The sequence below is a fragment of the Pseudomonas sp. GW821-FHT07G10 genome, assembly GCF_059418545.1.
In genome coordinates, this window is sequence record NZ_JBWKQB010000015.1 from 42,640 (window position 1) to 58,259 (window position 15,620).

Here is a 15,620-nt window from a genome sequence, read left to right on the forward strand (position 1 = left end):
CATGGTCACCAATCAGCAAATCCGGGAAGTCGATAACCTCACCTGCTTTGCCCCCATCTGATAAACATAGCTACGGTGTCCGTGCCAATCCTGGACATGATGACCGCCTCGAACCGCTCACTGGCCATAAACCAAAGTACTCGCGAATGCTGAATGTGAGCGGCCCGCAAATCTAGTCTGAAAGAGCCGATTCGGCCCTGGCTTGAAGCCGTTTCCAAAGCGCACCAACTTGTTACCGAACGCCCCAACGTAGCGCAAAACCATATTCAAGTTACAACCACCACGCCTTCGCAAAAACCCTCTGAAAAAATTCGATACCCGGCAAACCTTTGCCCCAAGGGCTTTTCAGCCAGATCCAACACTTTATTGAACGACTATCCAATAAGTTGGCCGCTTGATTGCATATTCTTGTATGTACAAGTAAAGACGTATGAGTATGGGTCACGAAGACTCGACCATCGTCCATTGATTCGCTTGTGGCGCAACGATGCGCACAGGCTGGCTTACCCACTGCCTGGGTTAGTTTGGATTGATCGCTGAGGAGTTTTTTTCGTGACCGAGAATAAGCCTACTAAATACCGTGACGTCGAAATCCGCGCTGCTCGCGGCAACAAGTTGACCGCCAAGAGCTGGTTGACCGAAGCGCCGCTGCGGATGCTGATGAACAACCTCGACCCGGAAGTGGCCGAGAACCCCAAGGAGCTGGTGGTTTACGGTGGTATCGGTCGTGCGGCACGTAACTGGGAGTGCTACGACAAGATCGTCGAAAGCCTGACCAATCTGAATGACGACGAAACCCTGCTGGTGCAATCCGGCAAGCCGGTCGGCGTATTCAAGACCCACAGCAACGCCCCGCGCGTGCTGATCGCCAACTCCAACCTGGTGCCGCACTGGGCGAGCTGGGAACACTTCAACGAACTGGACGCCAAAGGCCTGGCCATGTACGGCCAGATGACTGCCGGCAGCTGGATCTACATCGGCAGCCAGGGCATCGTTCAGGGCACCTACGAAACCTTCGTTGAAGCCGGTCGCCAACACTACAACGACAACCTCACCGGTCGTTGGGTCCTGACTGCCGGTCTGGGCGGCATGGGCGGCGCTCAACCGCTGGCCGCGACCCTGGCCGGCGCGTGCTCGCTGAACATCGAATGCCAACAAGTGAGCATCGATTTCCGTTTGAACAGCCGTTATGTCGACGAGCAAGCCACCGACCTCGACGACGCGCTGGCCCGCATCGCCAAATACACCAGGGAAGGCAAGGCGATTTCCATCGCCCTGCTCGGCAACGCGGCTGAAATTCTGCCGGAACTGGTCAAGCGCGGCGTGCGCCCGGACATGGTCACCGACCAGACCAGCGCCCACGATCCGCTCAACGGTTACCTGCCAGCCGGCTGGACCTGGGAAGAGTACCGCGCTCGCGCCAAGACCGAGCCGGCTGCCGTAGTCAAAGCCGCCAAGCAATCCATGGCCGTGCACGTCAAAGCGATGCTCGACTTCCAGAAAATGGGCATTCCGACCTTCGACTACGGCAACAACATCCGTCAGATGGCGCAAGAAGAAGGCGTCGAGAACGCCTTCGACTTCCCGGGCTTCGTACCGGCCTATATCCGTCCGCTGTTCTGCCGCGGTATCGGCCCGTTCCGTTGGGCGGCGCTGTCGGGCAATGCTGAAGACATCTACAAGACCGACGCCAAGGTCAAAGAGCTGATCCCGGACGACGCCCACCTGCACAACTGGCTGGACATGGCGCGCGAGCGCATCAGCTTCCAGGGTCTGCCGGCACGTATCTGCTGGGTGGGTCTGGGTCTGCGCGCCAAGCTCGGTCTGGCGTTCAACGAAATGGTTCGCAGCGGCGAGCTGTCGGCACCGATCGTGATCGGCCGCGACCACCTGGACTCCGGTTCGGTGGCCAGCCCTAACCGCGAAACCGAATCGATGCAGGATGGCTCCGACGCCGTGTCCGACTGGCCACTGCTCAACGCCTTGCTCAACACCGCGAGCGGCGCGACCTGGGTGTCCCTGCACCACGGCGGCGGCGTCGGCATGGGCTTCTCCCAGCACTCGGGCATGGTGATTGTCTGCGACGGTACGGACGAAGCGGCCGAGCGTATCGCTCGCGTGCTGCACAACGACCCGGCCACTGGCGTCATGCGTCACGCCGATGCCGGTTACCAGATCGCGATCGACTGCGCCAACGAGCAGGGCCTGAACCTGCCGATGATCACCGGTTGATCTGTCGGTCAGGGGCACATGGAGATGGGGAAGCTGTCCAGGCTGAAACCATTATGGGTGCGAATTAACCGGCGTAACTGACGGTGGCTTTTATGGTTTTGTCTTGTGTGCACAAAAATAGTTGTGCGCACAGACATTGGAGATTCGGCCTGAGCCGGATCAGTTCGCAACACTCCATTGATTAGGCAGGAAGTATCAAGATGTCGAAGAAATCAAGCTGGTTGGGTTCTGTAGCGCTCAGTGCAATGGTTCTGGCCTGTGCTCCGGCACTGCAGGCCAAAGAGTGGACCTCGGTGAATATTGCAACAGAGGGCGCCTATGAGCCCTGGAACCTGACGCTGCCAGGTGGAAAAATCGGCGGCTTCGAACCGGAGCTGATGGATGTCATCTGTCCGCGCATGAAGCTCAAGTGCAACATCGTCGTACAAAACTGGGACGGCATGATCGCCAGCCTCAACGCCGGTAAATTCGACGTGCTGATGGACGCCATTGTCATCAACGACGAACGCCAGAAGGTCATGGCCTTCTCGACGCCTTACGCCCAGACACCGGCCAGTTTCGTCGCGCTCAAAGCCGATCTGTTGCCGGGCAAAACCGGCGCCGACGCCGCCGTCACGCTGGGTACCGATGCCAAGGAAGTACGTGCCGGCGTTGAAGAGCTGCGCAAGGCGCTCAAGGGCAAGACCATTGGCATCGCCTCTGGCACCATTTACACGTCATTCATTGATCAGAACTTCAAGGATGTGGCGACCATTCGTGAGTACGGCAGCTCGGCCGAAGCCATTCTCGATCTGCTGGCCGGCCGTATCGACGTAGCGTTCGATGACGTGACCTTCTTCAATTCGGTCATGGACAAGCCTGAGAACAAACCGCTGGTCTTTACCGGTCCGGTCATCAAAGGCCCGATCTGGGGTGCAGGCGAAGCGCTGGGCTTCCGTCAGAAAGACCCGGAACTCAAAGCCCAGTTCGACGCAGCCCTCAAGGAAGCCATGGCTGACGGCACAATCAAGAAACTGAGCGAGAAGTGGTTCAAGGCAGACCTCACCCCTCAGCATTGATTCTGAATGGCCCGACACCGTGAAGGTTGCCGGGCTGCTTAAACCTTCTCATAAGTAGGACCCTCTATGAACCTCTTGCAGCTACTCAGTTTCGGTGACTCAGGCTGGGGAATGGCGCTGCTCAAGGCAGCGGGCATGACCGTGATATTGACCCTGGCAGCCCTGCTGGTGGGTGCGGTATTTGGCAGCCTGGTCGCTGCTGCCAAGCTATCCCGTCGACGCAGCTTGCGCTGGCTGGGGGATCTGTATTCGATACTGTTCAGGGGGATCCCTGAGTTGCTGGTGATCTACCTGTTCTACTTCGGCGGTGCCAGTGTGGTTACGGCGGTTGGCCACTGGTTCGGTGGTGAAGGCTATATCGACGTACCGCCTTTTCTGGTCGGCGCGTTGGCGGTCGGGCTGATTTCCGGCTCCTATCAGGCTGAAGTCTACCGTGGCGCTTTTCTCGCGGTATCGCGCGGCGAACTGGAAGCAGGACTGGCCATCGGTATGACCCGCGCGATGCGCTTCAAACGTATTCTGGTCCCCCAGGTGCTGCGATTTGCGCTGCCCGGGCTGGGAAATGTCTGGCAAATGAGTCTGAAAGACTCCGCTCTGATTTCAGTCATCGGCTTGGTGGAATTGATGCGTGCCAGCCAGGTCGCGGCCGGTTCCACTCGTCAATATTTCACGTTCTACATCATCGGGGGCATCGTGTACCTCATTCTCACTGGCCTGTCTGGTCGGCTTTTCCACATGGCTGAGGCTCGCGTGCGTCGCACGCGGCAACGCAGCCCAGTCTAGTTCGAGTCGGGAGCGCCACTTATGATCGATTTTCCGTTTCTCGCTGACACCATGCTCAAGCTTTTGGCAGCGCTGCCCACAACGCTGACGCTATTTTTCAGCTCATTGGTGATCGGCCTTACCCTGTCCGTAGGCATTGTCAGCCTGCGGGTCAGCCGCTGGTGGTTTTTCAGCTATCCGGCGCGGTTCTACATCATGTTGTTTCGCGGTACGCCGCTGCTGATTCAAATGTTCCTGATTTACTACGGGTTGGGCCAGTTCCCCGCCATTCGCGACAGCTTCGCCTGGGTACTGCTCAAGTCGCCCTATGGCTGCGCGGTGGTTTCACTGGCCTTGTGTACCGCCGGTTACACCGCCGAAATCATTCGCGGCGGGCTGCTTAGCGTGCCACAGGGGCAGATCGAGGCGGGCAAGGCCGTGGGCATGTCGCCCTGGGAACTGCTACGCCGGATCATTGCGCCGGTTACCCTGCGCCAGGCCTTGCCGGCCTACTCCACCGAAGCCATTTTGCTGGTCAAGTCCACGGCGCTGGCCAGCCTGGTGACTGTCTGGGACGTCACTGGCGTCGCGCAACAGATCATCCAGCGTACCTATCGCACGATGGAAGTGTTCATTTGCGCGGCCTTGATCTACCTGGTGCTGAATTTCCTGGTCGTCCGTGCTGTCGCCTGGCTCGAGCATCGCCTCTCGCCGCACTTGCGTGAGCGGCCAGTCGACGCCATCAAAAAAGCCAGCCCTCCGCTGACTACCCATTCCTGATTTGATACGGAGCATGCCATGAGCACTCAGCCCGCTTCAGCCTTGTCGGTAACCAATATCCAGAAGTCCTTCGGCAGCGCACATGTCCTCAAGGGCATTTCCCTGGAAGCCCACAAGGGCGACGTGATCTCGATCCTCGGTGCCAGTGGATCCGGTAAAAGTACCTTCCTGCGTTGCATCAACCTCCTGGAAACGCCCGATCAAGGCATCATCAGCGTCAATGGTGAAGTGATCGAAATGAAACAGCATGCCGACGGCCGCCAGACCCCGAGCAACAGCCGCCAGGTCGAGCGCATGCGCAGTTGCCTGGGTATGGTGTTCCAAAGCTTCAATCTCTGGTCGCACATGACGGTGCTGCAAAACATCATTGAGGGCCCGATGCGGGTGCTCAAACGCTCCCGTGCCGAATGTATCGAGGAAGCTGAGGCCCTGTTGCACAAGGTCGGCCTGTACGATCGCCGCGACTATTACCCCGCGCACCTGTCCGGCGGACAGCAGCAGCGGGTAGCGATAGCACGCGCGCTGGCGATGAATCCACAAGTCATGTTGTTCGACGAACCGACCTCGGCACTTGACCCTGAACTCGTTGGAGAGGTGTTGCGGGTGATGCGCTCTCTGGCCGAGGAAGGCCGCACCATGCTTGTAGTCACGCACGAGATGGGCTTTGCCCGGCACGTGTCAAATCGGGTGGTGTTCATGCACGGTGGCCTGATCGATGCCCAGGGCACACCAGCAGAACTATTCGAAGGTTTGCCCACCGAACGCTTTCGGCAATTCGTCTCAAGCCATCATGAGAGAAGTACCGAATAAGCATCACCCAGGGTGCGCGCCTTGGCGCGCACCCTGCCAGTCCGCTTCAGACTGGGTGAGAAGCGAAAGCGCACAGCCGGCAAAAGCAACTCACTTACTCATACGTTCCAATGAAGCGATCACGTTGGATTTCGCGGATACATCCGCGCCTACAGGCCCGCCTCAACTTTCGAAAGCTGCAACAACCCAATCAGCCTCTGCACATCCACCCGCCCCCGCTTGGCCGCTGGCACAAACGCACAATAAGCATGCCCCAACTTCAACGACGCAGTAGAAAGCGCAATCAAACGCCCCGCCTCCAAATCCCGCTTCGCAATCACCTTCTGCCCCAAAGCAATCCCCATCCCCAGCTTCGCAAGGGTCACCGACAGGCTCGACAACCCCGAGCGGCGGCCATGTGCGGGGTCCGGTGAGTCCCCTACTTCGCTGGTGAACCAATCACTCCACGTAGGATGCGACGCATAGTTGGGCCCCCATTGGGTATGGATGAACAAACTTTCGTGAATCTGTGTGAGATCGAAGTCCTTGTTACCGTGCCGATACCAAAGCTCCGGCGCGCAAACCGGCAGCACTTCGTCATGGAACAAGGGGATGGCCTCAAACGAGGGGTAGTGATAATCCCCATAGCTGACGCGAAGATCCACGTCATGCCGGGCGAGGTCGACCGGGTCATCTTCCACGCGAACATCCACCGACAGTTGTGGGTAGATCTCCAGCAGCTCTGACAACTTCGGGGCCAGCCAGCATTCGGCCAGGGAAAACGGCACGCTGACAATAAGCCGTGTGCGCATTTCCCCTTCGAGTATGCGCACGGTCATCGCGGCAATGTCACCCAGCGCCCGAGAGGTTTGCGGATAGATCGCCAGGCCGGCGTCGGTGAGGGCCAGGCGGTTGCCGTTGCGTACGAAGAGTTTCTTGCCGAAGTAGTCTTCCAAATGGCGAATCTGCTGGCTGACGGCCGCCGATGACACGCCCAGTTCTGCCCCCGCCAGCACAAAGCTGCCCAGCCGTGCTGCGACTTCGAAGGTCCGAACGGCATTGAGGGGTGGTAACCGTTGCATGAGCGCGTCTCCCATAAGTTTTACTAGGGGGATCCTAACAATTTATGCCGTTGTTACGAAGATTTTCATGGGGTACGTTGGAGCCATCTACAACGAGAGGGGCATCATGAACAACGTCATAGATCTTGAGCGCTATCCACTCGACCGTGAAGGCAGCGAAGAGTGGAACCGCCTGGTTGAGAAGTCCCGCAACGAGCTGAACCTGAATGGCATGTTCAATCTGGAAGGCTTTATCGCAGAGGACAAAGTGCGCCTGGCGACCAAGCAAATTCAGCCGACCATGAACAGCGAATCCCATACCCACAGCCGCACGCACAATATTTACTTCAAACCGCAGATCGAGGGCTTGGCGGCGGATCATCCGGCATTACGCAACGTCGAGACGGTCAGCCATACCCTGTGCGCAGACCAACTCAAGGGCAGCCTTGTCAGTGACGTCTACGAGTACCCGCCCCTGGTGGCCTTTCTGGCCGCCGTCATGGAGAAGCCGCACTTGCACGTGATGGCCGACCCCTTGGCGCGCGTCAACGTGATGAGCTACCGCCAGGGCGAGACCTTGAATTGGCACTTCGATCGCTCCGAATTCACCACCACACTGATGCTGCAGGCCCCCGAAGAAGGTGGCGAATTCCAGTACCGCAGCGACTTGCGCACCAGTGATGATCCCAACTACGCCGGCGTGGCCGAACTGCTTGAGGGGCGTGATCCCCAGGTGCAGAAACTCAAGCTGCGCGCCGGCACGCTCAATGTGTTTCGCGGTAAAAACACGGCGCACCGCGTCACCCCGGTCAAGGGTAACCGCGAACGGATGGTGGCGGTTTTCTCGTACTACGAAAAACCCGGTGTGCTGTTCAGCGCTGAGGAACAACTGGGCTTTTACGGCCGAACTGCCTGACTCGTACGCAACACTCTAATAAAAAGGCCCTAGCCTCGCCTTATGGCGGTCATTGCTTGCCCCTGCCGATCCTTTTCGAACTCTTTGGGGAAACACATGCATTCCATCACTCGCTTTACCCGAAAGCTGCTCGCCTGTACCGCCCTGGGCAGCAGCCTGCTGTTTACTGGCATGGCCGCTGCGAAGGACTGGACAACGGTTCGTGTGGCCACCGAAGGGGCTTACGAACCCTGGAACACCACACTACCCAACGGCGAGATTGCCGGTTTCGAACCTGAACTGCTGAAGGACCTATGCGCGAGGATCCAGCTTGAGTGCAAGCTTCAAGCCCAGGACTGGGACGGGATGATCGCGGGGCTTAACGCCAACAAATTCGACATGCTGATGGATGCCATCGTGATTACCCCGGAGCGTGAGGCCATCGTCGCTTTCTCACAGCCGTATGCGGCCACGCAGGGTGTATTTGTCAGCTCAACGCCAGCGGCGACTTCAAGCGCCCCGAGTGATGAAGTGGTCAAGCTCAGCGGTGATCAGAACAACGACCAGGCCACCATCGATCAACTGCGCTCGCTGGTCAAAGGTAAGGTCATTGGTATTCAGTCCGGCACGGCTTACACGGACTTTGTGGAGAAAAACTTTAAAAGTGTCGCGACCATCCGGGTCTACAAAAAGTCCGGCGAGCACATGATGGACCTGAACGCAGGCCGCATTGATTTTGCTTTCGATGACGTGACGTTTTTCTCCTCCGTGCTGCAAAACCCGGAAAACCAGGCGGTGCACATGGTCGGCCCCAAGATAGGTGGGCCCATCTGGGGCCCGGGCGAGGCCCTGGCGTTCAGGAAGGGTGATACTGACTTGAAGGAAAATTTCAACCATGCCCTGAGCGCAGCCCTGGCGGATGGGACGGTCAAACAGCTTTCGCAGAAGTGGTTCAAGGCTGACATAGCGCCTTAGGGAAGGCTGTTCGCCACGGCCTGACGAGCCGTGGCGCGCTAATGGTCACCGCGACCTCAGGGCGCCAAGGTGACAGTCAGGCGCCTGGCATTTCGCTCCAGCCGCCGAAGGGTACGCGGATCGATCCCCCTGGCAATCAGAGCCCTGGCAGCATCACGCAACGCGCGTGCGTCCGGTAAACCAATTTCAGGATAGGTACCGAGGGAAATACGGGGTTGCTTAGGCGCAGCGACCGAAGATTGCCTTCGGCCGCCGCGCCAGCAGTGGGCAAAGCCCGCTGTGGATCAGTAGGTTTCCAGCTTAAACGGCGCGTCCGCAGTGGCGGCGTTGCCGGTGCTGAGCAGACTTGCCGCATTTGGCCGCTTCAGGACCGTGTCACGGGTCTGTATTTCCACCTCGATACTGTCATCGTCAATCGCCGAGTTATCGGCGTTGAGCGGCAGCTTGAAGGTGGCCTTGGCTTCCAGGTGCGTCTGGCAGTTCATGCAACCTTCGACGTGCCAACGGCTGAGGATCGGCCGGGTACCCAGGTACTCGCGCTTGCCGTCGACCTTGGCGTAGGCCGAGATCAGGAACGAACCACGGATTTTCGCTCGGTTGATACGGCTGACCCGCAGGGTCTTGCCGGTTGGCTGCGGTGCCTCGGCCTTGAACAGCAACTGCTTGGCGGGTTGGGCATAGGCATCCAGGGAACCGGCGCCATAGACGTAGCCCAGTTGCTTCTCGATGTTGATGCAGTCACGGGTGGTGATGGGTTTGCCGTCGGCCTTGACGAAGGGGTCCAGGGTGGTGTCCAGGCTCAGTATGGCGTTCGGGTCCAGGCCCGCGCCGCCCGCAGGGGGTTGCACGCCGTCGGGTTTATAGTAAGTGGCTCCGGGATCCTTGGGGTCGATGCTGAATTCATCGGTGGCCCCTTGCCGGCGCTGCCAGGTCCAGAACACATAGTCGATAAAGCAGTGGTGGAAGAAGAAAACCGGGTCCAGGCCGGCGGTTTCATTCTCGCCCATATCGCCATTGGCCCCGGGAATCGCCGAACTGTCGCCCTGGCCCGGGTAGTCGAAACCGCCGACCGCCAGGTGCATGAAGTTGTGGGGCTCCTCCAGCGGTACATAGTGAGGGCCCTCTGGGACGGCGTCGTTCTTCGCGCCGGCGGAGGTGGTATTGGAGAACAGCGTGTAGCTCGGAGAGTCGAGGCAGGCTTCGAAGCGACTGAACACCTCGCCGCGCCACTTGCCACCGATCTTGATCTTGCCGCTCAGCCAGGTGCTGACGTTCTCATTGAGGTAGGTGATGTTCTTCGCCGGGTCCTTGAACTGCGCGTTGTGTGCCGCCGTGGCTACGCGGTCCGGTTCGGTGCCCAACAGCCCGGACAGCGGATAGCGCACGGTCTCGTAGCCTTCGGGCTTGCTGTAGATGATCGGTGTGCCCGTGACCTCATCGGCGATGGCTTGCGGGAACACGAAAGAGCGCAGCGGGTTTTCGATCTTCTGACCGTCGATCACGAAGGATTCCTGGGTCAGGGCCGAAGGCAGGCCATTTTCTCGTGACTCGTCGCTACATTCATCCCAGAACGGCAGGGTGACGTTTTCACATTTGGGAATGCTGCGCAGCGCCTCTTCCAGGCGCCAGAGATAGGCGCGGTGCCAGCTCGGAAAGAGCACCGTGCCGTGCTGGCAGTAGCCGCCCCACCAGTTGGGGTCGGTCTTGCCTTCACCACGGAACGGCTCGCCATGCAGGCCACCGATGGAGAAGAAGGAGTTGGGGTGGCTGGCGGGAAGATCCTTGATGCCTTTCCAGGCACGGATCAGTGCTTCAAGTTCATCTTTCTTGCCGTGGTCATAGTCGTACTGAACATCACTGAGAGAACGGCGTACACGAGGGGCGGATGACATGGTGACCTCCTTGTTGCCAGAAGTCCCGAAAGGCTCGGGGGGTTACTGCTCCATCGTCAGCATATATGGGATCTAGCAACGTGCCAGTACGAACGCCGATACAGCACAGACCAGCGGCTCATATTGGTCGAAAACAGATGAGCGGCACCTGACGATTTCAGCCTTCGGGCCGGAAACCTCCGGTTACCCGTATAGGCTTTCGGCCTGAAACGGTCCTGCCACGACCGCGAAAAACACCACCCGAACTCCCCTCCTCGCTGATCACTACCTCACCCCATAGATACAGCCGGCGTCGATCAGTACCACTCAGCACATGCCAACGAAAACGCCTTGCAGGTGGGCTGGCGTCAACTACGCTCCCCAAAAGCTGCCCTTGGGTATTCCTTTCAGGCAGCAGGACCGCCGGTTTTTCCGTCCGGGCATCGCAACGCTTATTAGCAGGACGCTATACACCTGACGACGCAAGCGCGTTCGCCGCGGTGTTCCCCAGGAGGGGCCATGCCCGCACCAGGCCAGTACTTGATTGCAATCCCGGTCTACGATGGCGTGGACTTGCTCGACGTCAGCGCCCCTTACGAGCTGTTCAACTGGATGGCCCGGATCGAACCGCAGCACAACCCCGCAGCCCCACCCCGGGTAGTTCGGCTGATATCCCTTGATGGGCCGTCCATCACCACCCGGGACGGCCTGACGCTCGGCGGCGATTTACCGATTTTCGATCAACACTCTGAATACATCAGCCTGCTGTGGATTCCCGGCGGCGAACCTGACGACTTACAACGCCTGATGGGCGATACCCTGCGTATGAACTGGCTGTTGCGACAAGGCGAGGCCGCGAAATTTTCCGCCTCCGTCTGCGAGGGTGCATTGCTGGCTGCCGCAGCCGGTTTGCTGGATGGTTACGATGCCACGACTCATTGGGCCTTCATCGCCTGCCTGAAACTCTTCACCCGCGTCAATGTGGTGGAAGGCTATCCGCGCTACATCGTCGACAGACAACGCATCACCGGTGGTGGTATTTCGTCGGGGCTGGATGAGGCATTGGAAATTATCGCAATGATCTCCAGCAATATCGTCGCCCAAAAGGTGCAGTTGACCATCCAGTACAACCCCGACCCTCCGTTCACCAGCGGTGATCCTTCCGTCGCCCAGCCGCCGGTCTACACCCCAGGGGCCGGCAGCACGTGCGACTTTTCCGGCATGGCCGCGACCATCGCCAATGTGCTCAAGCGCAAAGGTTCTTCCTAGGAGTCGCGCAGCCACCGGAAGGTCGATGCCGGTTCCCATGTAAGTCAGTTGATCAAAGGACACACAGCCGTCGAGGCTGTCGCTCACATTCGCGCAATGGCGCAGGGAGAACCACATGACTTCGCTTCGTATAGTCCTGGCCGGGTTGATGGCCTGTACAACCTCCTCGGCAGCGCTCGCCGAACTCGCGGCCCAGCCTTTCCTCGCACCGCCCAGACTCCTTGAAAAGGGACCACCGGGCACACTGAAGGCGACCGAACTGGCCCTTCCGGAAACAGGTTGCAACCCGGCGGGCGACATCACCCGCGACGGTCAAACCGTCGAACTCAACCTGCAAGTGCAGAAACGCGAAAATTATATCTACAACCCGGGCAATCCCGACGGCGCCAAGGACAAGGTCAAGCTGCGTTCCTATGGCGGTTGCCTGTCGGGGCCGCTCATTGATGTGCAGCCAGGCAACACCCTGCGGGTGCACCTGGACAACCAGCTGGATAAAAACGATCCCAGTTGTCCGGGGGGAAGCGATCCGGCGAATGGTGGGGCGGGTTGCTTCAATACAATCAATCTGCATTACCACGGTATGCACGTCTCACCGTCGGGCAACAGCGACAACGTGCTGTTGAACATCGCCCCGCAAACCAAATTCGAATACGAAATCAACATCCCCACCGACCACCCTTCGGGCACCTTCTGGTACCACGCGCACCGGCATGGTTCCACGGCGCTGCAGGTCGCCAGCGGTGCCGCGGGCGCCCTGATTGTGCGCGGCAGCCGCCCCTACGCCGGTGGCAAACCAGGTGACATCGACACCATTCTCAAGGACGCTGCCGGGAAGCCCATTACCGAACAAGTCTTTCTGTTCCAGCAAATCCCGTATGCCTGTTTCGACGACAAGGGCGCCATCATTACGCAAAAGGATGGCACCTGGACGTGTCCCAGCGACAAAACAGGTGTTGTAGAAAACTTCGATGCGCAACTCTCCTCGGCCACTGTCTGGGATGAGAGCGGTCGGTTCACCAGCATCAATGGCGTGGTGCAACCGACCCTCCAAGGCATTGCCGCGGGAGAAATCCAACGCTGGCGCTTCATTCACGGGGGTATCCACGACACCGTGAACCTGCAGATCGTGCCCATGAACACGACCAGCCCCAAAGCCAGTCTCGCGCTCAAAGGCGTGCTCAGCGGTACACCGAAGGAACAGGCTGCGCTGATCGCCGACCTGTGCCCGGTGACCGTGCCCGATTCCAGCAAACCGGTCGAGCTCGTCCCTCAATTCGAGATCGCCGCCGACGGACTCACGCGCACCGCTATTCGCCCCATCGGAGTGAACAAAAAGAGCGTCAGCGGTGGCATCGGCAGCAACTTCCTGCAACCCGGTTATCGCAGTGATGTGTTGCTGATGTTCCCCCGCGACGGCACCTACTGTGTGCTGAACCAGGCGGCAACACCCGCAGAACGCGCCAATGCCGGCCCCAATGGAGGCCCGGGCGGCCAGGGCCCGAACGAAACCCAATTGTTGGCGACGGTGATCGTCTCTGGCGGCAAGGTCGTGACCGACGATCCACAACGCTATATCCAGCAGGCGCTCTACGATGCCAACAAAACGGACCCATCGCTGCCCGCCGCCGCCCTCGAAGGATTGCGCAGCGGCAATCTGAACCCTTGGCGCGGAATGGACAACCTCAAGGATGCGGTGGTCAACAACGACATCCAGAAGGTTGACTTCTTCATCGGCAATCCACCATTCCCGCCCTCACCGCCTGCCACCCCGCCGACAAAACCGGGAGATCCGTGGACAGGCGCGTTCGGCTTCTTCATCAACTACAAGTCCTATGACCCGGACCGCATCGACTTCACTCGCCAGGTCAACACCACCGACGACTGGGTGCTGAGCTCGCAGGGCGAACCCCACATCTTTCACATTCACGTCAACCCGTTCCAGGTGATGGACGTGCTCTACGCCAAACCCGGCGATAAACCCAAAAGTATCTTCGGCCCCAATGGCGAGTGCCTGGTTCCGGCCGACGAACTGGGCCTGCAAAACCAATACTGCGGGATGTGGCACGAGTTCAAGGACACGATCTTTGTGCAGAACGATTACCAGGTGCTAGTGCGCACGCACTACGACCGTTACATCGGCGAGTTCGTCATCCACTGCCACATCCTCGACCACGAAGACGGCGGCATGATGACCAATATCCAGATCGTTCCAGACGTCAATGCCATCGGCGGTGGCATTGGCATGGCAGGTATGAAGCACGCATCGAATCAACACTCAGATTCCAAGCAACACTGATAAGGAGATGTCAGTAATGAGCAATCCCTTTGCAGGAAAATGGACTTACAGGAGCTTTCTCAACAACCCTGCGTTGACAGACGGTGACCCGGAAAAACTGGCGAACCTGTTGTTCGCGGAAGGCGTGTGGACAGTGGAGGACACCTTCAACGGGGCATTCATCGGCGAACTCGGTTTCGGGTCGAACGCCGTCATGGACTTGAAGGGGGTCATCACCCCCGCCCACAACGGTGTTCCAGACCACGTACACATTGAGGGCAGCGGACGGCCCGGGACCTCGACACAAGACTACTTCTACGATTATGACGGGTCGCTGACGGAGCGCTGGCCGAACGGAGTGAATCAGGTTCCGGCCATCACCGGATCGGTCATCCGCATGAAGCCTCACAACGGCGCGCCAGCTGGACTGGTCGCCTCGTTCATCGCCATCAAGGCAACCTAGGCGCTGCTGGTCGGGATACTACCGAGTCGCCAGGGCATTTCGAGCAAGGTGCATGCGTTGAGCACGAGCATGCTGGCGACCAGGATCCGGTCCACTGGAACTTTTGTTTGTTATTGAGGACAAGGAGTCGGGCATGACAATGACCTCCACCACAGCGCCTATCACCCACCCTGCCTGGTATGGGCAGATCCGCGATATGTTCACTTCCGAAGACCGGGAGCACATGGCCAGGCAAGGCCTCGACCTGGCCAGCTACGACGCAGTGATGAACCTCGCCGGCAACATCTACCAACAAGTGGCGGCGGGCAACATGCCGCTGCGACCCTGGTCCCCTGACTGGGTGGGTAAACGTTCTCACGCGAAGTGGTGTCGTGAGTTGAGAGCGACATCATGCGGCTAGGCCCAGTTCTACGCAGTTTTACTTACGACCCCTGGCCATTGCTTTTTGCCACGGCGGGACTCGGCCTGGCCCTTTGCGCTTACAACGAGGTGAACACAGAAGGTCCCGCGTTTTGCGTGGCCGCGAATGGGCTATCGATCATCACGAGTTGGCCCGCGGCGCTGCAAGCTGAGCTCGCACTCAACCCGCTCCATCGAATTCTGGCGGGTTGGGCCTTGATGCTTTTGGCCATGATGCCACCCCTTCTGGCGATGCCACTCATGCATGTCTGGCGCTCTAGCCTGCCAAGCAGGCGAATACGAGCGTCAGTCGGGTTCCTGCTCGGTTACTGTGCGCTATGGATGGCTGTTGGCCCCATTTTGACAGCCCTAGCGTTGTTGCTACAGATTGCTGTCATAAAAAACGCCCTGGCCGTGGCACTGCTGATCGCGATGCTATGGAGCGCAAGCCCGTGGCACCGTGCAGCACTCAATCGGGGCCATCTACTGCGCCGAATAGGTATGTTCGGCTGGGCTGCCGACAGGGATTGTCTGATATTCGGCATGACGCATGGCGTCTTTTGTATCGTTTCGTGCTGGGCCTGGATGTTCGTGCCGCTTGTTAGCGGGGCATGGCACATTCCGATGATGCTGTTCGCAGGCGCCACCATGCTGGCTGAACGGCTCACGCCTCCTGGGCCGCCGCGTTGGTGCTGGCACCCGTTTTTTTTACCGGTTCACCTTTACACCCTCCTCACTAAGCGCAATGCGGAGGGTCCCCATGGTTAGGCGTGCTTGTCTGGCAATCGGAG

The 15,620-nt window shown here is 59.1% G+C and carries 14 protein-coding genes and 1 pseudogene; 12 read left to right on the forward strand and 3 right to left on the reverse strand.

Annotation, left to right across the window (positions count from 1 at the left end; genetic code table 11):
* Positions 1-552: 552 nt before the first annotated feature.
* The 5 genes from hutU (at position 553) to AC07O1_RS17425 (ending at position 5,642) form a co-directional block, all read left to right on the forward strand.
* Entirely contained in the window at positions 553-2,232 is a 1,680-nt protein-coding gene (gene hutU / locus AC07O1_RS17405) for a urocanate hydratase (RefSeq protein WP_495089509.1), read from the forward strand.
* A 293-nt stretch (positions 2,233-2,525) separates the two neighbouring features.
* Entirely contained in the window at positions 2,526-3,290 is a 765-nt protein-coding gene (locus AC07O1_RS17410; RefSeq protein ID WP_494993365.1) for a transporter substrate-binding domain-containing protein, read from the forward strand.
* 66 nt (positions 3,291-3,356) lie between these two features.
* Complete coding sequence (locus AC07O1_RS17415; RefSeq protein WP_493063474.1) at positions 3,357-4,073, forward strand: ABC transporter permease; 717 nt, start codon at positions 3,357-3,359, stop codon at positions 4,071-4,073.
* A 21-nt stretch (positions 4,074-4,094) separates the two neighbouring features.
* Positions 4,095-4,832: an ABC transporter permease gene (locus AC07O1_RS17420; RefSeq protein WP_495089510.1), complete on the forward strand. Its 738-nt coding sequence runs from the start codon at positions 4,095-4,097 to the stop codon at positions 4,830-4,832.
* 18 nt (positions 4,833-4,850) lie between these two features.
* Positions 4,851-5,642 carry an ABC transporter ATP-binding protein gene (locus AC07O1_RS17425; RefSeq protein WP_494993198.1) on the forward strand — a complete coding sequence of 264 codons (792 nt, stop codon included), beginning with the start codon at positions 4,851-4,853 and terminating at the stop codon, positions 5,640-5,642.
* 149 nt (positions 5,643-5,791) lie between these two features.
* Here AC07O1_RS17425 and AC07O1_RS17430 read toward each other — a convergent pair whose 3' ends face one another.
* Entirely contained in the window at positions 5,792-6,703 is a 912-nt protein-coding gene (locus tag AC07O1_RS17430; RefSeq protein WP_495089511.1) for a LysR substrate-binding domain-containing protein, read from the reverse strand.
* A 106-nt stretch (positions 6,704-6,809) separates the two neighbouring features.
* Here AC07O1_RS17430 and AC07O1_RS17435 point away from each other — a divergent pair, with 106 nt between their 5' ends.
* Positions 6,810-7,598 carry a HalD/BesD family halogenase gene (locus AC07O1_RS17435; protein WP_495089512.1) on the forward strand — a complete coding sequence of 263 codons (789 nt, stop codon included), beginning with the start codon at positions 6,810-6,812 and terminating at the stop codon, positions 7,596-7,598.
* 96 nt (positions 7,599-7,694) lie between these two features.
* Positions 7,695-8,552: a transporter substrate-binding domain-containing protein gene (locus AC07O1_RS17440; RefSeq protein ID WP_495089513.1), complete on the forward strand. Its 858-nt coding sequence runs from the start codon at positions 7,695-7,697 to the stop codon at positions 8,550-8,552.
* Positions 8,553-8,608: 56 nt separating this feature from the next.
* Here the strand turns inward: AC07O1_RS17440 and AC07O1_RS17445 are convergent.
* Together AC07O1_RS17445 and AC07O1_RS17450 are read right to left on the reverse strand one after the other, a co-directional pair.
* Positions 8,609-8,800 (reverse strand): annotated as a pseudogene (locus tag AC07O1_RS17445) (integrase arm-type DNA-binding domain-containing protein); the annotation flags it as partial.
* A 36-nt stretch (positions 8,801-8,836) separates the two neighbouring features.
* Positions 8,837-10,444, reverse strand: coding sequence for a tyrosinase family protein (locus AC07O1_RS17450; protein WP_495089514.1), 1,608 nt, complete (start codon positions 10,442-10,444; stop codon positions 8,837-8,839).
* A gap of 498 nt (positions 10,445-10,942) precedes the next feature.
* Here AC07O1_RS17450 and AC07O1_RS17455 point away from each other — a divergent pair, with 498 nt between their 5' ends.
* The 5 genes from AC07O1_RS17455 (at position 10,943) to AC07O1_RS17475 (ending at position 15,597) form a co-directional block, all read left to right on the forward strand.
* On the forward strand, positions 10,943-11,692 hold the full coding sequence (locus tag AC07O1_RS17455) for a DJ-1/PfpI family protein (RefSeq protein WP_495089515.1): 750 nt from the start codon (positions 10,943-10,945) through the stop codon (positions 11,690-11,692).
* Positions 11,693-11,807: 115 nt separating this feature from the next.
* Positions 11,808-13,988 (forward strand): multicopper oxidase family protein, encoded by a 2,181-nt coding sequence (locus AC07O1_RS17460; protein ID WP_495089516.1) that lies wholly within the window; start codon positions 11,808-11,810, stop codon positions 13,986-13,988.
* A gap of 16 nt (positions 13,989-14,004) precedes the next feature.
* Complete coding sequence (locus tag AC07O1_RS17465) at positions 14,005-14,430, forward strand: hypothetical protein (protein ID WP_495089517.1); 426 nt, start codon at positions 14,005-14,007, stop codon at positions 14,428-14,430.
* A gap of 133 nt (positions 14,431-14,563) precedes the next feature.
* Positions 14,564-14,830, forward strand: coding sequence for a hypothetical protein (locus AC07O1_RS17470; RefSeq protein ID WP_495089518.1), 267 nt, complete (start codon positions 14,564-14,566; stop codon positions 14,828-14,830).
* Entirely contained in the window at positions 14,821-15,597 is a 777-nt protein-coding gene (locus tag AC07O1_RS17475) for a copper chaperone (protein WP_495012141.1), read from the forward strand. The genes AC07O1_RS17470 and AC07O1_RS17475 overlap by 10 nt, the downstream gene beginning before the upstream one ends.
* Positions 15,598-15,620: the final 23 nt, after the last annotated feature.

Excerpts from the sequence above, each read along its gene's own strand:
- AC07O1_RS17460 (WP_495089516.1), top strand. The coding sequence starts at position 11,808 with ATGACTTCGCTTCGTATAGTCCTGGCCGGGTTGATGGCCTGTACAACC.
- AC07O1_RS17435 (WP_495089512.1), top strand. The coding sequence starts at position 6,810 with ATGAACAACGTCATAGATCTTGAGCGCTATCCACTCGACCGTGAAGGC.
- AC07O1_RS17455 (WP_495089515.1), top strand. The coding sequence starts at position 10,943 with ATGCCCGCACCAGGCCAGTACTTGATTGCAATCCCGGTCTACGATGGC.
- AC07O1_RS17465 (WP_495089517.1), top strand. The coding sequence starts at position 14,005 with ATGAGCAATCCCTTTGCAGGAAAATGGACTTACAGGAGCTTTCTCAAC.
- AC07O1_RS17420 (WP_495089510.1), top strand. The coding sequence starts at position 4,095 with ATGATCGATTTTCCGTTTCTCGCTGACACCATGCTCAAGCTTTTGGCA.
- AC07O1_RS17440 (WP_495089513.1), top strand. The coding sequence starts at position 7,695 with ATGCATTCCATCACTCGCTTTACCCGAAAGCTGCTCGCCTGTACCGCC.
- AC07O1_RS17450 (WP_495089514.1), bottom strand. The coding sequence starts at position 10,444 with ATGTCATCCGCCCCTCGTGTACGCCGTTCTCTCAGTGATGTTCAGTAC.
- AC07O1_RS17470 (WP_495089518.1), top strand. The coding sequence starts at position 14,564 with ATGACAATGACCTCCACCACAGCGCCTATCACCCACCCTGCCTGGTAT.
- AC07O1_RS17425 (WP_494993198.1), top strand. The coding sequence starts at position 4,851 with ATGAGCACTCAGCCCGCTTCAGCCTTGTCGGTAACCAATATCCAGAAG.
- AC07O1_RS17475 (WP_495012141.1), top strand. The coding sequence starts at position 14,821 with ATGCGGCTAGGCCCAGTTCTACGCAGTTTTACTTACGACCCCTGGCCA.
- AC07O1_RS17415 (WP_493063474.1), top strand. The coding sequence starts at position 3,357 with ATGAACCTCTTGCAGCTACTCAGTTTCGGTGACTCAGGCTGGGGAATG.
- AC07O1_RS17430 (WP_495089511.1), bottom strand. The coding sequence starts at position 6,703 with ATGCAACGGTTACCACCCCTCAATGCCGTTCGGACCTTCGAAGTCGCA.